The following is a 19228-nucleotide window of genomic DNA, read 5'->3' as shown; positions in this document are numbered from 1 at the left end:
CGTTCCGACGTCAATGTTGAGATTGTCAGCCACGCTCAGTACATGCAAGAGGTTTGGGAGAAGGTTTTGCCTGATATGCATGTCGGATGCGTCACACGATGACCGGATGTAACGGGTCAGACCACCACTTGTAATGCCTTCGGGATGGACCGGAAGGTCACCCGTTCGACCTCTCCGAGGTAGTCGCCGTCGAGCTGGAAGGCCACGGGCCGCTGCGCGCTCAGCGTGAACTCCCGCTCGTCGTGGAGTTGCACCAGGTGACGGCCGGTGGGCAGGGTCTCGCGCACGCCGATGATCTGCGGCATCAGATGGCACATCGCCGCGGGACCGAGATGCTGCAACCCCAGCAGGTCCAGGCCCGTTTCGAAACTCGCCCACGGCGTCGGGCAGACCGGCGTGGACCCCACGTAGGTCCAGGGCGAGGTGTTGGAGACGATCGCCATGAAGAGGCCGTCAGCGGGCGGAACCTCGGGCCCCTCGACCCTCATGGGGGCGTGCCGCCTGTCCGTCGACAGATAGTGGTGCAGCGCCGTGTTCACGTAGCGGGTGGGTGTGGCCTTGCGCCCGGCGCCACGCAGCCCCTCGACCGCCCTGATCACCTCGGCGTCATATCCGAGCCCGCTGCAGAAGGTGAAGTATCTGCGCCTGCCGTTCCAGGTCGCCTGGCCGAGCCCGACGGTCCTGCGCCTGTCGTCACGCAGGGCCTCCAGGATCGCGCCGACCGCCTCGACCGGATCGTTGGGCAGCCCGAGCGCCCGCGCGAAGACGTTGGCGCTGCCACCGGGGATCGTCAGCAGCGCCGGACGGCCCGCGGCCCCACCGCTCGCGTCGCCGTCATCGGAGCCGTCATCGGACGAATCTTCCCGTGGGGGAGTCTCGTCGTCGATCTCCTCGGTGACGTCCCCCGTGCCGAGCAGACCGTTCACGGCCTCGTTGACCGTGCCGTCACCGCCCAGCACGGCGACCACGTTGAAGCCGGAGCCATGGGCCTTGCGGGACAGATGGGCCGCGTGCCCGCGGTACTCGGTCTCCTCGACCGTCAGGTCCATCGTCGCGCCCAGTGCTCTGATCAGCACGTCCCGAGTCCGCTGGTTGGTCGTGGTGGCCTTGGGGTTCACCAGGAGCATCGCGCGCATAACGCCAGCGTATCCGCCGGGACCACGCCCACGGCGGCCAAGAAGGAAGCGAGATATCCCGGCGATAGGCTTTGGCCGTGCCGAATCCAGTGCCGGACCCCGTACCGGAGCACCGTCCGCTCACCCTCACCGTCGCCGCCGTCGTCATGGCGCTCGAAGGTGTCGTCACCCTGCTGCTCGGTGGCTACGTCGGCGTCGAGACGGTCGTCGGGCAGCCCTCCGACGCGGTGAGCTCGGCCTTCGTCGCGGGCTTCGGGATCCTGCTCGGCGCCGCGCTGCTCTGGGTCGGCCTGGGCATGCTGCGGACCGAGCGGTGGTCCAGAAGCCCCGGGGTGCTCGCCCAGATCTTCGCCGTCGTCGTCGGCGTCACGCTGATCCAGTCCGACCAGCGGACGATCGGCATCCCGCTGGTCGCCGTGGCGTTGATCGGACTGGTCGCGCTGCTGTCACCCCCGACGACCCAGGCGCTCTACGGGGAGCACCGGGACGGCGTCTAGTCCTCCGCCGTCAGCCCCTCACGGAGCTGGGCCAGAGTCCTGGCCAACAGGCGGGACACGTGCATCTGCGAGATGCCCAGCTCGGTGGCGATCTGCGACTGGGTCATGTTGCCGAAGAACCGCAGCAACAGGATGCGCTTCTCGCGAGGCGGCAGCCGTTCGAGAAGAGGCTTGAGCGACTCGCGGTACTCGACACCCTCAAGGGAGTCGTCCACGATGCCGAGGGAGTCGGCGACCGCGGGCGCGTCGTCGTCACCGGAGTCGGGCGCGTCGAGAGAGACCGTGGAGTAGGCGTTGGCCGACTCAAGCCCCTCAAGCACCTCCTCCTCGGTCATCTTCAGGAACGTGGCGAGCTCCCCGACGGTCGGGGCACGCCCCTCGCGCTGGGACAGCTCACTGATCGCCTTGGTGAGCGAGAGCTTCAGCTCCTGCAGGCGGCGCGGCACACGGACCGCCCAGCCCTTGTCACGGAAGTGACGTTTGATCTCGCCCACGATCGTCGGAGTGGCGTAGGTGGAGAACTCCACCCCACGGGCGAGGTCGAAGCGGTCGATCGACTTGATCAGACCGATGGTCGCGACCTGGGTGAGGTCGTCGAGCCACTCGCCCCGGTTGCGGAACCGGCGGGCGAGGTACTCCACGAGAGGAAGGTGGAGCTCGACGAGCTCGTCACGGATGCGCTGGCGCCGTGAGTCGTCGGGGGTCAACTCCGCCAGTTCCGCGAAAAGCAGGCGCGCGCGCACCCGGTCGGGCACCGCGTGGTCGCTGGCGGCCATGGCACGAGTCCTTTCCGTCACGCCGGCCTCGCCGCGCCTCGGCGCTTGCGTAGCACGATCGCCATGCGGTCGGGGGAGTCGGTTACGGCGTCCACGTCGTCGGCGAGCGCGGTGAGCACCATCCAGGCGAAGTCGTCGCGCTTCGGCGCCGCACTGCCGACCGTGCTGACCTCGACACTGACCTGCATCAGCTGCCCGGTCAGCTCGAACTCGGCCGTCAGGTCGGTGCCGGGGACGGCCTGCGTCAGCAGCATCGCGCACGCCTCGTCGACCGCTATCCGGAGATCCTCGATCTCGTCGAGCGTGAAGTCCAGTCGCGCGGCCAACCCGGCGGTCGCCGTACGCAGCACGGACAGATAGGCACTCGCGGCCGGCAGCCGGACGCTGACCACGTCACGGATCGCGCCCATGTCGACCGCGGGTGTCTCGGTGTGTTCGGTCACGTTCCTCCTCGCAGAGTCGCTGACTGCAACCTACAGCCCCACGACGGTGGTTGGCCCGCTTGGACTCGCGATCCGGGTGATTTGGCACCTCAAGAACACTTTAAGACACCAGAACGGGCTCCAAGAACAGGTCAGGCCCCGTGTGGTCGCACCCCACACGAGGCCTGGACGTGCCGATCATCGGGCTCCTGGCTCAGGCGGCCTTGGTCGCCCAGAAGATCTTCGAGATCTCGTCGATCTTGGCCAGGAGCTCGTCCGCCTGGGCCACGTCGACGGTGCCCTTGCCGCCCGCGGCGCCCGCGAGCTTGGTGGCCTCCCAGAAAAGCTGGTGAAGCTGGGGGTAGGCCTCCAGGTGCGGCGGCTTGAAGTAGTCGGTCCACAGCACCCACAGGTGGTGCTTGACCAGCTCGGCCCGCTGCTCCTTGATGATCAGCGCGCGGGTGCGGAAGACCGGGTCCTCGTTCGCGTTGTACTTCTCGATGATGGCCTTGACGGACTCGGCCTCGATGCGGGCCTGGGCCGGGTCGTACACGCCGCACGGCAGATCGCAGTGCGCGGACGCGACATGCCGGGGTCGCAGAAGTCGTGCAAGCATCGGAAAATCCTTCCTTGATGCTGAGATCAGCATGGTCCGTTACCGACCTTACTCGCCTTCAAATGCCGTATGGGATGGGGTTGAGCTCCGTGAGAGTGCGTGTCGAGGGAGACTCGATGCTGCCCGTGCTGCGCCCCGGCGACTGGCTCTGGGTACGGCGCGGCGCCCCCGTCAGGGCTGGGGATCTGGTGGTCGCGAGGCTCCCCTCCGACCCGGCGCTGCTCATCGTCAAGCGGGCCGCCTGGCGCGAGGGGGAGGGGTGGTGGCTGGAGAGCGACAACCAGCGCGCCCCCGGCCGCAGGGACAGCTGGGACTTCGGCGCCGTGCCCCCCTCGGCACTGGTCGGCCGGGTGGTGCTGCGTTACTGGCCGCCGCCCTTCCTGCGGGCCCGGTAGGCGGCCACGTTCGCCCTGCTGGCGCAGCGCTCCGAGCAGTAACGCCTCGACCGGTTCGACGAGGTGTCCAGGAAGGCCCTCCTGCAGGGGGCCGCCTGGCACAGGCCAAGCCTGCTCACCCCCAGGTCGGTCACCAGGGTGGCCAGGCCCATCACGGCCCCCACGGCGTACTGCTCCGCCGTACGGCCGCCTTCGGTGAGGTGCATGTGCCAGCGCTGGCCGTCGTGGCCGGAGATCTGCGGCTGCACCGGATGCCGGATCAGCAGGGAGTTGAGCCGCTCGACCACCTCGGCCTCGTCACCGGCCTGCGCGGCCTCGAAGACGGCGACCAGCTCCGCGCGCAGGTCCCGCAGCGCGTCGAGGTCACCGCGGGTGAGGCGCAGACCCGGCCGGTGACGACCGCCCTCCTCCAGCAGCGCGCGCAGGCCCTCCAGACCGGCCAGCCGGTCCGGATTGTTGATCAGCAGTACGGCCAGCTCGGCGTAGGAGGTCAGATCCATCGGACGGTTCCGTCGTAGTAAGCGTTGGCGACGGGGCCGCATCCTACAGGCGCGGCCCGCCCGTCACCATGTAACGAAAGAGGCCCTCCGCCATGTAACGAAAGTAAGTGGCCCCTGTCCCCTGGTGGGAGGGCGCGCTGTGGCAGAATCGAGCAACGGGTGACCCCCGTACCCCTCCAGACGGCCCCACGAGCAGGCCCCGAGCGACTACCGAAGCCCGGGCCAGGCCCGCGGTGGCGCGTCTAAGAAGGACCAATCCGTCTGAGTCTGACTGAACTACAGGGGTCGCTGTGGCTGTCACGCCATCTTCCATCTCTCTTGAATCCCTCGATCTCGATCCGGCCTTCGCCCTGCACCGCGGGGGCAAGCTGGAGGTCCGCTCGACCGTTCCCGTCCGCGACGCCGACGACCTGGCTCTGGCCTACACGCCCGGTGTCGCGAAGGTCTGCAGCGCGATCGCCGACGAACCCGACCTCGTCAACGACTACACCTGGGTCTCCAACGTGGTCGCCGTCGTCTCCGACGGCACCGCCGTGCTCGGCCTCGGGGACATCGGCCCCGCCGCCGCCATGCCGGTCATGGAGGGCAAGGCCCTGCTGTTCAAGCAGTTCGCCGGGGTCGACGCGGTGCCGATCTGCATCAGCTGCACCGGTGTCGACGAGATCGTCGAGACCGTCGTGCGCCTTGCCCCCTCCTTCGGAGGCGTCAACCTGGAGGACATCAGCGCCCCCAGGTGCTTCGAGATCGAGGACCGGCTGCGCGAGCTGCTGGACATCCCCGTCTTCCACGACGACCAGCACGGCACCGCGATCGTCGTGCTCGCGGCGCTGAAGAACGCCGCCCGGCTGACCGGGCGCTCGCTGGGCGACCTGCGGGCCGTGGTCGCGGGCGCGGGCGCCTCCGGCGTCGCCGTGAGCCGCATCCTCCTCAACGCCGGCATCGGGGACATCGCGGTCGCCGACTCCAAGGGCCTCATCCACGAGGGCCGCGAGGGGCTCAACCCGGTCAAGGAGGCCCTGGCGCGCGACACCAACAGGGCGGGCCTGCGCGGCTCGACCGAGTCGGCGCTGGCCGGGGCGGACGTGTTCGTCGGCCTGTCCGGTTCGACAGTCTCCGAGGAGGCCGTCGCCTCGATGGCGAAGAACTCCATCGTCTTCGCGCTGTCCAACCCGACCCCGGAGGTCCACCCGGAGGTCGCCAGGAAGCACGCCCACGTGGTGGCGACCGGCCGCTCCGACTTCCCCAACCAGATCAACAACGTGCTGGCCTTCCCCGGCGTCTTCCGCGGGGCGTTCGACGTCCGCGCCACGGCCATCACCGAGAACATGAAGGTGGCCGCCGCGGAGGCGCTGGCCTCCGTCGTCGGTGACGACCTGTCCGCCGACTACGTGGTCCCGAGCCCGTTCGACGAGCGGGTGGCCCCCGCGGTCATCGCCGCCGTCGCCGAGCAGGCCCGTCTCGACGGAGTCGCCCGCAGGTAGCGACCCCCAGTCTCAGACCCGTTCTGTCCGGGTCAGTCCTTCCCGTCCGCCGGCCGGGACCTGCACAGGTCACCCCCTTCCAGCTCCACCGGCGGACCACCCTCGTGGGGACGCCCCTCGCCCGATCGGCGAGGGGCGTCTTTTGCTTTGCGAATCCATGAGGAATGTTCACGGAATGTGCTATAAAAATGGCGTTCCGTTACCTACTCGCGTGAGAGGCATGCGGGGCGGGTTGCCGGTGGCCGTCACAGACGGCCGTGTCCCCAGTGCTCAGACAGTTCTCACGGTGAGGAGAGCGATGGAACGCGAGCCGAACCGCGCACTTCAGCGGCTTATCGCCGAGTCGGGTTTCACCCACAAGGGGCTTGCCCGCAGGCTCAACGACCTCGGGGTGACCCGTGGCCTGTCCGGCCTGAAGTACGACCACAGTTCCGTGCTGCGCTGGATCGGCGGCCAACGACCGAGAGGCCCGGTCCCCGTGCTGCTCGCGGAGATCTTCTCCCTCCGGCTCGGCAGGGCGGTCGGCGTCGAAGACCTCGGCCTGCCCGCCGTCTCCACCCCCACCGACCTGGGGCAGGAGTTCACCCACACGTGGCAGGAAGGGATCGCGACCGTGACAGCACTGTGGCGCGGGGACGTCGAACGACGCAGGTTCCTGCTCGACTCCACCTTCGCGATCGGCGCGGGCTCGACCGGTGCCCTGCGCTGGCTGACCCTGCCCGTCGAGGGACACCCCACGGCCAACGGCCCCCGGCGGGTCGGGATGGCCGACATCGCCGCGATCAAGGAGGTCACCCGGTCCTTCGGCGAACTCGACAACAGGTTCGGCGGCGGCAGGGTCAGGTCGGCGGTCGTGAAGTACCTCGACACCGCAGTCGCCCCGCTGCTCGGCGAGGGCTCCTACGCCGAGACGACAGGCAGGGCGCTGGCCTCGGCCGCGGCCGAGCTGACCAGGCTGGCCGGATGGATGGCCTACGACCTGGAGCAGCACGGTCTGGCCCAGCGTTACCTGATACAGGCGCTGCGGCTGGCCAGGGAAGCAGGCGACCACGGCCTCGGGGGAGAGATCCTCGCGGGGATGAGCCACCAGGCCCTGTACATCGGACAGCCCGCCCACGCCCTCGACCTGGCCAGGGCCGCCCAGCTCTCGGCCCGCCGCGCCGGGATCTACGCCCTGCTGGCAGAGGCCCACGTCGTCGAGGCCCACGCCCACGCCCTGCTTGAGGACCGTGTGGCCTGTGGAGCCGCCCTGCACGAGGCGGAGACGGCCTTCGACAGGCGTGAGACGGGGGAGCGGCCCGACTGGATCGCCTACTTCGACGAGGCCTATCTGTCGGCCAAGTTCGCCCACTGCTTCCGCGACCTAGGCGACGGGGCGGCAGCCGTACGGCATGCGCAGCGGTCGTTGGACATGGACGGCCGCTACGTCAGAGGTCGGATGTTCAACCTGGCATTGCTGTCAGCGGGGCTGTTGCAGAGCGGGGATCTGGAGCACGCCTGCGTCGCGGCGACCGAGGCGCTCGACCTGGCCGTGGGGCTGCAGTCGGCGAGGACCCGGTCCTACGTGGCGGACCTGCGCCGCAGGCTGGCCCCCTTCGCCGGGAACAGAACGGTCGCTGAGCTGGACGTTCGTGCAGGAGAACTCGTCTCCGCTCCCTGACAGGCATTCCTGACGTCGTACGGCGGGCAGGGGCGCACGGACTTTACAGCGGACATGACAGAAGAGACCCGGCGTGCGCATCGCCGGGTCTCTTCTGTGTGGAACAGGGTGAGCCGGAGGGCCTGGACCCTCCGGCTCAGTGGATCATCGGATCCTTACGGCTTACTTGTAGAGCTCGCCGTTCGGGCCAACGATCTTGCCGGACCAGGTCGCGGCGGCCTTCTTGTAGATGTCGGCGGTCTCGCCGTCGAAGTAGGCCGAGGTGACCAGGTCGTAGCGGCCGTTCTTGTCCTGGTCACCGAACTGGCTGGTGACACCGTTGACGAAGCCGAGACGCTTGGCGTTGTTGTACTTCAGGACCCAGGGGCCACCGTCGGCGCCGGGGGTGAGGGCACCCTTGACGCCGATGTGCTCCTCGATCTTCTGCGCGGCGGAGACGTACACCTTGCCGGAGGTCTTGCCGTACACCCACTTGGGGGTGATGCCGGTGTAGGGCTTGTCACCGTCGGGGTGCGGGCCCTCCGGGTAACCGAAGATGTACACGGCCTGGCCGGTCTTCTGGTTCCACGCGAAGCCCTGGCCACCGACGTTGTCACCGAGGCGACCGGCGTCCTTGGAGATCTCGATGTGGTAGGTCTTCAGGTACCACTTGGTGGTGGTCACCGTGGTGGAGTTGACCCACTTCAGGATGAAGTACTGGGTCTGGTACCACTCGATCTCGGTGCCGTTCTTGTCCTTCTTGGCGGTCAGCTCGCCCAGGAACTTACCGGCGGCCTTCTCCGCGAGGAGCTTCTTGTAGGTCTCCTGGCTGATGGAGTCCTTGTCCGCGTAGGCCTTCTCGCCGTTGTCGAACTTCGAGGTGAGGTTCGGGGCCTTCTGGTAATCGTAGGAGCTGACCTCGACGGTCAGCAGCTTGACGCCGTCCTTGCCCTTTTCGGTCAGGTAGGGCTTGACCGACTCCCACGTGAAGTGCTTCTGCGGGGGGTTGACGGTCTCGACCGTGGTCGCGACCGTGTCCTCCTTGGAGTACGGGCCCTCGGGGCCGTACTTGGCGAGGCCGGCGGCGCCTTCCTCGGCGGAGACTTCCTTGACGTCGACGTACTTCGAGCCGACGAACTTCTTGTACTCGTCCTGGGTGACGACCTTGTCGCCGCCGTAGAAGACACCGTTGTAGACGGTGACGAACGCGTAGTCGCGGTCGTAGTCCTCGTAGACGTCGAAGTCGTAGTGCGTCCAGGCGGTCTTACCGACGTAGATGCCGTAGGGGGTCTTGCCCTGGTAGTAACCCGGGACGAACACCCAGTTCTTCAGCACCTCGGCGTCGCCGACACCGGCGGTGTCGTAGACGTTGTGGGCGGCGGTGACGACCAGGTTGCGGTACTTCGACTGGATCGAAGCGCCGGAGGCCCAGCGGTTCTTGCCCTGCTTGTCGGTCCAGAACACCTTGCCGATGTTCTTCGGCAGGTTGATGTTCTTGACCTTGGACGCGACGACCTTCTCCTCGCCCGTCGGCAGCACGGAGCCGGGCTTGCCATCGGGGGAGTAACCGCCGCCGGACTTCCAGGAGGTCGGAGCGGCGTCGTGGTAGTAAGCCGTGGCGCTCTTCAGAGCGGCATTGTTGGACTCGGTCCAGTAGTTCACGACCGAAACCGCGTCAGCGTTGTTGTTCGCCAGCGGGTCGGTCGCCAGGTCCGGGGCGGCCTGGGCGGTGCCGGCCAGGCCAGCGGCCAGCAGACCAGTGGCGAGAACGGCGCCACCGGCAGGGAGGAGGATGCGCTTCAAGGGAACTCCTTGGTCTGATGTGGAACGCATCTTGCGTCCCATGCGTCAGTAAAGGGATAGCCAGGAACATACAGTGTCGATCTTGAAGAGCGGAAGCCGGTTGGCGAAGCCGCGAAGCGCCCAAACCTCCCGATATCATTCTGTTACCTTTATGGAGTCGTGTCGTCTCCCTGGTGGTTGCTGGCGATCTACAGTGTTTTTGCAGATCAACTTGACTATGTTGTTGGTGTGTCTGAAGTGGCGTATTCGTCCCAATACTTTGGGTTACATTGCTTGATGTGATGCAGATCACATCAATCTGATGGCACCGAATCCGGGCGATTCACGTCTAACGAGCCTCGCTCGGAGGGTCGTGAGCCACTGAACCTCGGTCGCGAAGGGCTCCTCCGGCACGAGTTTTTGGGCATGACAAAGGGGCCCGGTGTGCGCACACCGGGCCCCTTCGTTGTGGAGCTGGGTGAGTCAGGGGTTTGGACCCCCTGACTCGGAGACCGTCAGGTCCCTAGGGCTTACTTGTAGAGCTCGCCGTTCGGGCCAACGATCCTGCCGGACCAGACGTTCGCGGCCTTCTTGTAGATGTCGGCGGTCTCGCCGTCGAAGTAGGCCGAGGTGATCAGGTCGTAGCGGCCGTTGCCGTCCTGGTCACCGAACTGGCTGGTGACACCGTTGACGTAGCCGAGACGCTTGTTGTTGTTGTACTTGAGGACCCAGGGGCCACCGTCGGCGCCGGGGGTGAGAGCACCCTTGACGCCGATGTGCTCCTCGATCTTCTGCGCGGCGGAGACGTACACCTTGCCGGAGGTCTTGCCGTAGACCCACTTGGGGGTGATGCCGGTGTAGGGCTTGTCACCGTCGGGGTGCGGGCCCTCCGGGTAGCCGAAGACGAAGACGGCCTGGCCGGTCTTCTGGTTCCACGCGAAGCCCTGACCACCGACGTTGTCACCGAGGCGACCGGCGTCCTTGGAGATCTCGATGTGGTGGGTCTTCAGGAACCACTTGGTGGTGGTGGCGGTGGTGGACTTGACCCACTTCACGATGAAGTACTGGGTCTTGTACCACTCGATCTCGGTGCCGTTCTTGTCCTTCTTGGCGGTCAGCTCGCCCAGGAACTTGCCGGCGGCCTTCTCCGCGAGGAGCTGCTTGTAGGTCTCCTGGCTGATGGAGTCCTTGTCCGAGTAGGCCTTCTCGCCGTTGTCGAACTTCGGCGTGTGGTTCGGGGCCTTCTGGTAGTCGTACGAGGTGACCTCGACGGTCAGCAGCTTGACGCCGTCCTTGCCGTCCTTGGTCAGGTACGGCTTGACCGACTGCCACGTGAAGTACTTCTGCGGGGGGTTGACGGTCTCGACGTTGGTCGCGACCGTGTCCTCCTTGTAGTACGGGCCCTCGGGGCCGTACTTGGCGAGGCCGGCAGCGCCCTCGTCAGCGGAGACTTCCTTGATGTCCACGTACTTCGAGCCGACGAACTTGTCGTACTCAGCGGGAGTGACGACCTTGTCGCCGCCGTAGAAGACACCGTTGTAGACGGTGACGAACGCGTAGTCGCGGTCGTAGTCCTCGTAGACGTCGAAGTCGTAGTGCGTCCAGGCCGTCTTACCGACGTAGATGCCGTAGGGGGTCTTGCCCTGGTAGTAACCCGGGACGAACACCCAGTTCTTCAGCACCTCGGCGTCGCCGACACCGGCGGTGTCGTAGACGTTGTGGGCGGCGGTGACGACCAGGTTGCGGTACTTCGACTGGATCGAAGCGCCGGAGGCCCAGCGGTTCTTGCCCTGCTTGTCGGTCCAGAACACCTTGCCGATGTTCTTCGGCAGGTTGATGTTCTTGACCTTGGTCGCGACGACCTTCTCCTCGCCCGTGGGGAGGACAGCGCCGGGCTTGCCGTCGGGCGAGTAACCGCCGCCGGACTTCCAGGAGGTCGGAGCGGCGTCGTGGTAGTAAGCCGTGGCGCTCTTCAGGGCGGCGTTGTTGGACGCGCTCCAGTACTGAGCGACAGAGGTCGCAGCGGCGTTGTTGTTCGCCAGCGGGTCGGTCGCCCAGTCCGGGGCGGCCTGGGCGGTGCCGGCCAGGCCAGCGGCCAGCAGACCAGTGGCGAGAACGGCGCCACCGGCAGGGAGGAGGATGCGCTTCAAGGGAACTCCTTGGTCTGATGTGGAACGCTCTTGCGTCCCAAGCGTCAGTAAAGGGATGACTGAAACATACAGGGGCGATCTTCGTAAGCGGAAGTCTCTCCGTTCAGTAAAGTCGCCGGTCAACCCCTCCGGGACCGGTCCAAGGAGGCGCGGTGAAGGTGTGGCTCATGTGGCTCAAGTGAGGCATAGTGCCTATTTCGGCAGATCAGCGAAATGTTGATATTGAAGATCAAGATCGTTTTCCGGAGGGCCCTCCGGTTCCAGTCCCGGATGTTGTGTGACGCAGATCACAGTTTTCGATGGCACCAAAACGGCTCGAACTACGTCTAACGCGCCCGTAGTCAACCTGTCGTGGAATCGTCACTCACTGGGAAGTCGGACAAAAAGGACGCGAGGCCCGGCGGATGCCGAGCCTCGCGCTGTGTGAGGAGAGAAAAAGCCTCAGGTTCTACCGGTAGAGCTCCCCGTTGGGGCCGACGATCTTGCCGGACCAGACGTTGGAGGCCTTGCGGTAGATGTCGGCGGTCTCACCGTCGAAGTACGGCGAGGTGATCAGGTCGTAGCGGCCGTTCTTGTCCTGGTCGCCGAAGAGGCTGGTGACGCCGTTGACGTAGCCCAGGCGCTTGGCGTTGCTGTACCTGACGAGCCAGGGGCCACCGTCGGCGCCGGGGGTGAGGGCGGCCTTGAGGCCCACGTGCTCCTCGACCTTCTCGGCGGGCGAGACGTAGACCTTGCCGGTGGTCTTGCCGTACACCCACTTGGGGGTGACGCCGGTGTAGGGCTTGTCGCCGTCGGGGTGCGGGGCCGCGGGGTAGCCGAAGACGTACACGCCCTGGCCGGTCCGCTGGTTCCAGGTGAAGCCCTGACCGCCGACGTTGTCACCGAGGCGACCGGCGTCCCTGGACAGGCCGATGAAGTAGCTGCCACCCCTGGTCCACTTGGGCCCGGTGAACCTGTCGTACTCACCCTTGGTGACCTTCTTCTCGCCGTTGGCGAGGACACCGTTGTAGACGGTGACGAACGCGTAGTCGCGGTCGTAGTCCTCGTAGACGTCGAAGTCGTAGTGCGTCCAGGCCGTCTTACCGACGTAGATGCCGTAGGGCGCCTTGCCCTGGTAGTAGCCGGGGACGAAGACCCACCTGTCGAGGACCTTGGGGTCACCCACGCCCGCGGTGTCGTAGACGTTGTGGGCGGCGGTGACGACCAGGTTGCGGTACTTCGACTGGACCGAGGTGCCCGAGGCCCACTTCGCACGCCCGCCGGCGTCGACCCAGAAGACCTTGCCGACGGTCCTGGGCAGGTTGATGTTCTTGACGACGGCCGGGGCGGCCTTCTCCTCGCCGATGGGAAGCACGGAGCCGGGCTTGCCGTCGGGGGAGTAGCCGCCACCGGACTTCCAGGAGGGCGGGGTGCTGTCGTGGTAGTAGGCCGTGGCGCTTCTGAGGGCGGCGTTGTTCGACGCGGTCCAGAAGTCGACGACGGAGACCGCCGCGGCGTTGTTGGCGGCCAGCGGGTCGGTCGCCCAGTCCGGGGCGGCCTGGGCGGTACCGGCCAGACCGGCGGCCAGCAGACCTGCGGAGACGGCGGTACCGGCGACGGGAAGGAGGATGCGCTTCAAGACTGCTCCTTGCGCTGCTTGAGTGCAGGCATCGGAATCATGGGACGACAAAAACCTATGCAGACAGGTAAGGACAAAAGTTGATATAAGGCCGCCTTAAGGTTCTCTTAAGGTAGCCATAAGGCTCAGATAAGGTCAGAAGGCACGCTGTCGGTCGGCGTACTCGTAGACCACGTAGGTCGACTGGATGAAGTACGGCGAGGAGATGCGGTCGTACTTCTTGTCGGTGTCGGTGTCCCACGCGAAGCTGTTGACGCCGTTCAGATAGCCGACGCCCTGCTTGGGATCGTAGTAGATCAACCAGGGTCCACCGCTCGCTCCACCGGTGAACGTGCAGCCCAGCGAGATGCCCACCTCGACCAGCCGGGTCGGCGCCTTGGTCTGGTAGGTGCGCCCGTCACACCACAGCATCCGCTGCCCGTCGTACGGCCTGCTGCCGTCGATGTTGGGCGCGGCCGGATAGCCGAAGGCGAAGACGGACAGGCCGACGCCGCGGTTGACCATCAGGCCCTGGCCGCCGACGTTGTCCTCAAGACTGCCGACCGGCTCCATCTGGTAGGTGTTCGCCGTCTTGCCGGGCTTCCAGACGAACCCGTCGTGCACCGTCACGAAGGCGTAGTCGTAGTCGTAGTCGCCCTGGGCGGTGAAGTTCTCGTGCAGGTTGAGCGAGTGGCCGACGTAGATGCCGTAGGGCGTCTTGCCCTGGTTGTAGCCCGGGATGAAGATCCAGTAGTCGGCGGCCTTGCCCTGCTTGGGGTCGTAGGCGCAGTGCCCGGCCGTGGCGACCAGGTGGTGGTTCTTCGAGGCGACGGCCGAGGCGGAGCACCAGTACTCCTTGTTGCCGATCTTGAAGAAGACCTTGCCGACCGTGCGGGGGAGGTTGCTGTCCGAGGGCTGCTTCTTCGTCGGCAGGACGGGGCTGACGACCGGGGAACCCGCCTTGGAAGACTTGGAGGTGCTGTAGGTGACGGCCTTGACCGCCGTGCCGCCGCTGGCCGTACCGGACGGGGTCGGGGAGACCGGGGCGGATGAGGCCTTGCTGCCGTCGCTGGGCTTGACCTCGGGGGTCGCGGGGTTGTTGTTCTGTGCCTGCTTGAGCTTGGCGGGGCTCCAGTACTCGGCGATCCGCTTCACGTCCGCGCCGGTCCTGGTCAGCGTGACGGAGGTGATGCTGCTGGCCACGGCCTTCTCAGCCCGGGCGCCCGCGGCGTCGGCGCTCCCGGCGAACGCGGACACGACGAGCGCACCGGAGGCCACGAGGGCACTCAGGGTGGTCGTCAGCCGCCTCGCACGGGGGGACATGGCGGGCGTATTCCCTTCTGGGGATCAAGGGCCGAAAGCGGGTCGTAAGGGGTGATTTTTCCAGATCAATTTGGTTTTGGGCAGCTTGGTGGGGTGATCTGCTTTGACACCGCTGGCGGAAAGTTTTGCACTGCTACTGAAGAGAGTATGCATCTCCGGACATAAACCTCCCGTCAAGTGGGGGAAGACCCGCCCGAGGGCGGGTCTTCCCGTTCACGAGGTTCGCCCTCAGGTCGGGAACTTCCCGGTCCAGAGGTTGGCCGCGTACTTGTAGATGCCGTAGGTCTCACCGTTGAAGTACGGCGTGGTGACCCGGTCGTAACGGCCGTTCTTGTCACTGTCGAGCGTCAGGCTCACGACGCCGTTGAGGTAGCCGGTCCGCTTGCTGCTCTTGTACTGCAGCAGGAACGGGCCGCCGCTGGCGCCGGGGGTGAAGGCGCACTTGATGGCCTGCTGCTCCTCGGCCTTGAACTGCGCGACGACCGGGGCCGCGCCGGTCGTGCCGTAGCACCACTTCATGGTGTGACCGCTGTAGGGCTTGTCGCCGTCGAGGTGGGCCGAGGCGGGGTAGCCGAACGTGAAGACCTTCTTGCCGGTCTTCTGGTTCCAGCTGAAGCCCTGACCGCCGACGTTGTCGCCGAGACGACCCGCGTCCGCCAGGAGCACCACGTAGAACTTCGTGTGGAAGTAGAGCTCCTTGACCGTGGTCTTCACCCAGGTCTTCACGAAGTACTGGGTCTTGTACCAGGCGATCTCGGTGCCGTTGACGTCCTTGGTCGCCTCCAGCTTGCCGAGGAACTTGCCGTCGGCCTTCTCCTTGAGCAGCTTGTTGTACTGCTCCTGGCTGATGCCGACCTTGCCCTTTTCGTCACTGAGGCGCTCGAACTTGGCGCCGTTGTTCAGGCCGGTCGGGGCCTTGCTGTAGGTGTAGGAGTCAACCTCGACCGCGGTGAGCTTCACACCGTTGCGGCCGTCCTTGATGTAGTCCTCAAGGTACTTCGAGGCGTCGGCGGGCTTGCCGACCGTCTCGACCTCGGGGTCGGCGGTCTTCTTCCAGAACGGGCCCTTCTCGCCGTACTTGGAGTAGCCGGCCTCGTACTCGTCCTTGGTGATCGCCTTGTCCTCGGTGTACTTGAAGCCCTTGGCGGCCTCGTACTCCGAGATCGTGACTTCCTTGACGCCCGTCTGCTTGATGCCGTTGTAGACGTTGACGAACGCGTAGTCGTAGTCGTAGTCCTCGTAGACGTCGAAGTCGTAGTGGACGTTGACCTTCGCGCCGACGTAGATGCCCCAGGGAGCCTTGCCCTGGTAGTAGCCCGGGATGAACACGAAGTTGCTGTAGGGCTTGTTCGTGTCGGTGTCGTAGACGCAGTGCCCGGCCGTGGCGACCAGGTTGCGGTACTTCGACTGCACCGAGGTGCCGGAGCACCAACGCTCCTGGCCCTTGTCGTCGAGGAAGAAGACCTTGCCGACGGTGATGGGGAGGTTCAGGTTCTTGGACCTGCCCGCGCTCTTGCCGCTCTCCCCGGTGGGGGCGATGGTTCCGGACTTGCCGTCGGCGGAGGCCCGCGAGGCGCCGGTCCTGAGCTTGGCGGAGACGGTGCCCTCGGAGACGTAGGTCTTCGCCGACTTCAGCTTGGAGGGGGTCCAGTAGCCCGCGATGGCCTTCGCGTTGCCGGACGCGGCAAGAGTGATCGTCTTGCGGTCGGGGGCGGCCTGCGCCGAGGTCGCGAGGGTCGCACTGACCAGGGAGGTTGCCGCGACGGCACCGCCGAGGGGGAGGATCAGGTGCTTTGCTCGGAAGTTCAATCTAGCTCCTTCTTTGTCATGAGTCGCTCGGGACGCAACCCACGCATGCGTAAAGAGACAAGTGCTGACCGTACTAGGCAAAGAACGGTTAAAGGACTACAAAGCGGACATCACATGGGACCGATATGATTTCGTTACCAAACGGGTGGAACCGAATTCGCAAGATCCACGTCCGATCTGTCCTTCTTTGACGGAGACGGGCGCGGACGGGCGTGCGAGGCCATGAGCTGCGAAAACGCGAGAGTCGGTCGTTGCCGGAGCGGGATGGGTGCGGGAGGCTGAGCCGCACTCGGCGTCACACGACATTCGGGGGAATCCTTGCGACGTCTCACCCGCCTGGCAGCCGCCGGGCTCCTGGCCCTGTCCCTGACAGGCCCCCTGTCCGGTACGGCTGCCGCCTCGCCACCACCTCGCGAGCCCGACCGCACGACGGGCGGCCCCTCACGGCCGGAACCGCCCACGGGAGGACCGTTCCGACCGGCCCCGCCGTACCCGGGGGAGGTCGTGCCGATCGTTCCCGGGCCGGTCAGGCCGATCGGGGTCAGGCCACCGAGCAGGGCGAGGGCGTTCGTCCTCACCTTCGCCCGTGGCGAGAGTCCGACGCCGGTCACCCGGCACGTCCTGCTCACGTGCGATCCGCCGAAGGGCACGCATCTCGACCCGGTCGGGGCGTGCGGCGCGCTGGTCTCCGCCAAGGGGGATCCGGGGTCGCTCGCACCCCTGTCCGGCGTGGTCTGCACGATGCGGTACGACCCGGTCACGGTGACCGCCACCGGAACCTGGGACGGGAGGTTCGTCCGTTTCGTGAAGACCTACGGCAGCGGCTGCTCGCTGTACGCCGCGACCGGCGCGGTCTTCTCCTTCGGAGAGCGCTCACCGCGCTGAAGCGTTGACCCCGGTGCGGGACCGGCCCGCACCGGGGAAAAAACCATTCCCTCCACCGGAGAAAGAAAAAGCGCGACCTTACCAAGTGGTTGACGGAGAAAAGCCCACTTTATGGTCGCGAGCGGGTGGATCAGCAGGTGGGAGCACGTCCCAGGGCTGCCGGCCGTACCACGGGAAACTTCGGCACCACCCGCTTCTGCGGTATCCGTGGAAACCGCGGTCCCGATTCTCCCGCCCATGAGTGTCGCGAGACGGTGACACATCGGTTCCGATTTGTGATCGGGATGATCTAGGCGCGAGCGTCAAACGCCCCGAAGATGGGCGAAAGTCGTAATTTCGTGAAGGCAGTACGAACGTGGTCGGGGATCCGAACGACGTCATCGAGGCCGGGGGACCAGCGGGTTCCCGACGCTGGATCGGGATCGCGGTGCTGGCCGCGCTCGTGGTCGTCCCGGTCGTCAGTCTGCTGGTCAGCAGGGATCCCGGGCTTCCACCCGTCCCCGATCCACGAGCCACCGTTTCGGGCACGGTCTCCACACCGGTCGCTGCGGCGACCCCGACCAACGTGCTCTATCCCAAGCCACGCTCCAAGGGCGACAGGAAGATCCTGGACGTCGTCTTCCCCGACGGCACCAAGGCGGAGATCACCTATCCCGCCGACCTGCGCCTGGCCGAACTGGGCGTACGGCCCGCACGCGGCGGCTGGCTCGACGGCTACTTCAGCCTGTACCGGGAGCTGACCGTTCCCCCGGGAGGGCACGAGGAGGTCTCCCAGGGCGGTCCCATGATCCGCGAGCTGGCCGGCAACAGCACCCTCTGGCAGGCGGCGAGCCCCACGGAGGGGCAGGTCATGCTGTTCGACTTCACCCCCTGGTACGTCACGCTGCGCGACCAGAAGAACGGGATGACCTTCGAACAGCGGCAGTTGTGGGCGAAGAACCTGCACGGCGAAGTGACGAAGGACGGCTACCTCGTGCTGGAGGGCTCCTCTCCCGTACGGCTCGCCGAGCCGGGCCAGATCTTCAGGGGCGGGATCGCCGGGCCGCGGCTGTGGTTCGGCGGATTCGGCGGGCCGCTGGTCGTGGTCGCGCCCATGCCGCACTGTGACACCGCCTCGATCGGCCCGATTGAGGCAGGTCAGGGCGTCTCGAAGAGCGTCTGCAGGAACGGGGTCTACGTCGCCGCCTCTGGTGAGCGGGGAGTCGTGGAGCGGGTGATCGCCGAGGTCAGGGGCAAACTGGTTCGGTAGGGTGCGGCCATGTTCGCCGTAACCGCCACCCGGACCGACCCGGATGACCCGCTCGCCGGCCTCGCGCTCGGGCAGCGCCCCGACCCCGAGGCCCAGGACGGCTGGACCGTCGTCACGGTGCGGGCCGCCACGCTCAACCACCACGACCTGTGGACCCTCAGAGGTGTGGGGATCCGCCAGGAGAGGCTGCCGATCGTCCTCGGCTGCGACGCCGCGGGTGTCGACGAGGACGGCAACGAGGTCATCGTGCACGCGGTGGTCGGTGAGGGACCCGACGAGACGCTCGACCCCCGCAGGTCGCTGCTCTCCGAGGTCCACGACGGCACCTTCGCCGAGCGGGTGGCCGTGCCCCGGCGCAACCTGGTGCCCAAGCCCGCCGCGCTCAGCTTCGAGGAGGCCGCCTGCTTGCCGACCGCGTGGCTGACCGCCTACCGGATGCTGTTCGAGAAGGCGGGTCTGGAACCCGGCTCGACGGTGCTCGTCCAGGGGGCGGGCGGTGGCGTCGCGACCGCGCTGGTCGTCCTGGGCAGGGCGGGCGGCTACCGGGTCTGGGTCACCAGCCGCTCGGAGGACAAGCGGCGCCGCGCCCTGGAACTGGGCGCCGACCAGGTCTTCGACAGCGGCGCCCGGCTGCCGGAGCGGGTGGACGCGGTGATGGAGACCGTCGGCCAGGCCACCTGGGCGCACTCGCTCAAGGCGCTGCGCCCGGGTGGCCGGATCGTCGTCTCGGGTGCCACCAGCGGAGCCGTACCCCCCGCCGACCTCAACAGGGTCTTCTTCCTGCAGCTTTCGGTCGTCGGTTCCACCATGGGCACCCGCGAGCAGTTGGGCAGGCTGGCCCGCTTCCTTGAGCAGACCGGTGCCCGCCCGGTGATCGACCGGGTGCTCCCGCTGGCCGAGGCCCGCTCGGGGTTCGCGGCCATGCGGGACGGCGACGTCTTCGGAAAGATCGTCTTCACGCCGTAAGAAGG

At 66.6% G+C, this 19228-nt stretch carries 17 protein-coding genes; 7 read left to right on the top strand and 10 right to left on the bottom strand.

Annotated features, from left to right (window positions below):
- Positions 1-116: 116 nt before the first annotated feature.
- Positions 117-1136, bottom strand: a complete 1020-nt coding sequence (locus tag FHS44_RS29150; protein WP_184720390.1) for a diacylglycerol/lipid kinase family protein — start codon at positions 1134-1136, stop codon at positions 117-119.
- A 77-nt stretch (positions 1137-1213) separates the two neighbouring features.
- On the opposite strand from FHS44_RS29150, the gene FHS44_RS29145 reads away from it, so the two are divergent.
- On the top strand, positions 1214-1633 hold the full coding sequence (locus FHS44_RS29145; RefSeq protein WP_312863849.1) for a hypothetical protein: 420 nt from the start codon (positions 1214-1216) through the stop codon (positions 1631-1633).
- Here FHS44_RS29145 and FHS44_RS29140 read toward each other — a convergent pair.
- From FHS44_RS29140 to sodN, 3 genes are all read right to left on the bottom strand, one after another.
- Entirely contained in the window at positions 1630-2409 is a 780-nt protein-coding gene (locus tag FHS44_RS29140; protein WP_221461415.1) for an RNA polymerase sigma factor SigF, read from the bottom strand. The genes FHS44_RS29145 and FHS44_RS29140 overlap by 4 nt on opposite strands.
- Positions 2410-2426: 17 nt before the next feature.
- Complete coding sequence (locus tag FHS44_RS29135; RefSeq protein WP_376771617.1) at positions 2427-2852, bottom strand: anti-sigma factor; 426 nt, start codon at positions 2850-2852, stop codon at positions 2427-2429.
- A gap of 193 nt (positions 2853-3045) precedes the next feature.
- Complete coding sequence (sodN, locus tag FHS44_RS29130; RefSeq protein WP_184720386.1) at positions 3046-3447, bottom strand: superoxide dismutase, Ni; 402 nt, start codon at positions 3445-3447, stop codon at positions 3046-3048.
- Between the two features lie 89 nt (positions 3448-3536).
- On the opposite strand from sodN, the gene FHS44_RS29125 reads away from it, so the two are divergent.
- Entirely contained in the window at positions 3537-3842 is a 306-nt protein-coding gene (locus FHS44_RS29125) for a S24 family peptidase (protein ID WP_312863848.1), read from the top strand.
- Here FHS44_RS29125 and FHS44_RS29120 read toward each other — a convergent pair.
- The gene (locus tag FHS44_RS29120; RefSeq protein ID WP_184720382.1) at positions 3809-4342 is read right to left on the bottom strand and encodes a CGNR zinc finger domain-containing protein; all 534 of its coding nucleotides are present in this window, start codon (positions 4340-4342) and stop codon (positions 3809-3811) included. The two genes, FHS44_RS29125 and FHS44_RS29120, sit on opposite strands and share 34 nt — an antisense overlap.
- A 290-nt stretch (positions 4343-4632) precedes the next feature.
- On the opposite strand from FHS44_RS29120, the gene FHS44_RS29115 reads away from it, so the two are divergent.
- Together FHS44_RS29115 and FHS44_RS29110 are read left to right on the top strand one after the other, a co-directional pair.
- Positions 4633-5823 (top strand): NAD(P)-dependent malic enzyme, encoded by a 1191-nt coding sequence (locus FHS44_RS29115; RefSeq protein ID WP_184720380.1) that lies wholly within the window; start codon positions 4633-4635, stop codon positions 5821-5823.
- A 298-nt stretch (positions 5824-6121) separates the two neighbouring features.
- Positions 6122-7483: an NsdA family TPR-like regulatory protein gene (locus FHS44_RS29110; RefSeq protein ID WP_184720378.1), complete on the top strand. Its 1362-nt coding sequence runs from the start codon at positions 6122-6124 to the stop codon at positions 7481-7483.
- Positions 7484-7645: 162 nt separating this feature from the next.
- Here the strand turns inward: FHS44_RS29110 and FHS44_RS29105 are convergent, their stop codons facing one another.
- From FHS44_RS29105 to FHS44_RS29085, 5 genes are all read right to left on the bottom strand, one after another.
- Positions 7646-9265 (bottom strand): trypsin-like serine peptidase, encoded by a 1620-nt coding sequence (locus FHS44_RS29105; protein ID WP_184720376.1) that lies wholly within the window; start codon positions 9263-9265, stop codon positions 7646-7648.
- Positions 9266-9774: 509 nt separating this feature from the next.
- Entirely contained in the window at positions 9775-11394 is a 1620-nt protein-coding gene (locus tag FHS44_RS29100; RefSeq protein WP_184720374.1) for a trypsin-like serine peptidase, read from the bottom strand.
- A gap of 448 nt (positions 11395-11842) precedes the next feature.
- Positions 11843-13012 (bottom strand): trypsin-like serine peptidase, encoded by a 1170-nt coding sequence (locus tag FHS44_RS29095; protein ID WP_184720372.1) that lies wholly within the window; start codon positions 13010-13012, stop codon positions 11843-11845.
- 135 nt (positions 13013-13147) lie between these two features.
- Positions 13148-14314, bottom strand: a complete 1167-nt coding sequence (locus FHS44_RS29090; RefSeq protein WP_184720370.1) for a trypsin-like serine peptidase — start codon at positions 14312-14314, stop codon at positions 13148-13150.
- Between the two features lie 228 nt (positions 14315-14542).
- A complete protein-coding gene (locus tag FHS44_RS29085) occupies positions 14543-16123 on the bottom strand; it encodes a trypsin-like serine peptidase (protein WP_184720368.1) in 1581 nt (526 codons plus the stop codon).
- 318 nt (positions 16124-16441) lie between these two features.
- Here FHS44_RS29085 and FHS44_RS29080 point away from each other — a divergent pair, with 318 nt between their 5' ends.
- The 3 genes from FHS44_RS29080 to FHS44_RS29070 all read left to right on the top strand — a co-directional run bounded on the left by FHS44_RS29080 (position 16442) and on the right by FHS44_RS29070 (position 19223).
- Entirely contained in the window at positions 16442-17008 is a 567-nt protein-coding gene (locus FHS44_RS29080) for an SSI family serine proteinase inhibitor (RefSeq protein ID WP_221461414.1), read from the top strand.
- A gap of 355 nt (positions 17009-17363) precedes the next feature.
- Positions 17364-18257, top strand: a complete 894-nt coding sequence (locus tag FHS44_RS29075) for a hypothetical protein (RefSeq protein ID WP_184720364.1) — start codon at positions 17364-17366, stop codon at positions 18255-18257.
- 9 nt (positions 18258-18266) lie between these two features.
- Positions 18267-19223: a zinc-binding dehydrogenase gene (locus FHS44_RS29070; protein WP_184720362.1), complete on the top strand. Its 957-nt coding sequence runs from the start codon at positions 18267-18269 to the stop codon at positions 19221-19223.
- The last annotated feature ends 5 nt before the right edge of the window (positions 19224-19228 follow it).

It is taken from the genome of Streptosporangium saharense (assembly GCF_014203715.1).
GTDB classification, from domain to species: Bacteria; Actinomycetota; Actinomycetes; order Streptosporangiales; family Streptosporangiaceae; genus Streptosporangium; species Streptosporangium saharense.
The sequence above is the reverse complement of the archived record's forward strand: the minus strand, read 5'-3'. Positions and strand labels throughout refer to the sequence as shown.

Excerpts from the sequence above, each read along its gene's own strand:
- FHS44_RS29140 (WP_221461415.1), bottom strand. The coding sequence starts at position 2,409 with ATGGCCGCCAGCGACCACGCGGTGCCCGACCGGGTGCGCGCGCGCCTG.
- FHS44_RS29070 (WP_184720362.1), top strand. The coding sequence starts at position 18,267 with ATGTTCGCCGTAACCGCCACCCGGACCGACCCGGATGACCCGCTCGCC.
- FHS44_RS29150 (WP_184720390.1), bottom strand. The coding sequence starts at position 1,136 with ATGCGCGCGATGCTCCTGGTGAACCCCAAGGCCACCACGACCAACCAG.
- FHS44_RS29090 (WP_184720370.1), bottom strand. The coding sequence starts at position 14,314 with ATGTCCCCCCGTGCGAGGCGGCTGACGACCACCCTGAGTGCCCTCGTG.
- FHS44_RS29110 (WP_184720378.1), top strand. The coding sequence starts at position 6,122 with ATGGAACGCGAGCCGAACCGCGCACTTCAGCGGCTTATCGCCGAGTCG.
- sodN (WP_184720386.1), bottom strand. The coding sequence starts at position 3,447 with ATGCTTGCACGACTTCTGCGACCCCGGCATGTCGCGTCCGCGCACTGC.
- FHS44_RS29120 (WP_184720382.1), bottom strand. The coding sequence starts at position 4,342 with ATGGATCTGACCTCCTACGCCGAGCTGGCCGTACTGCTGATCAACAAT.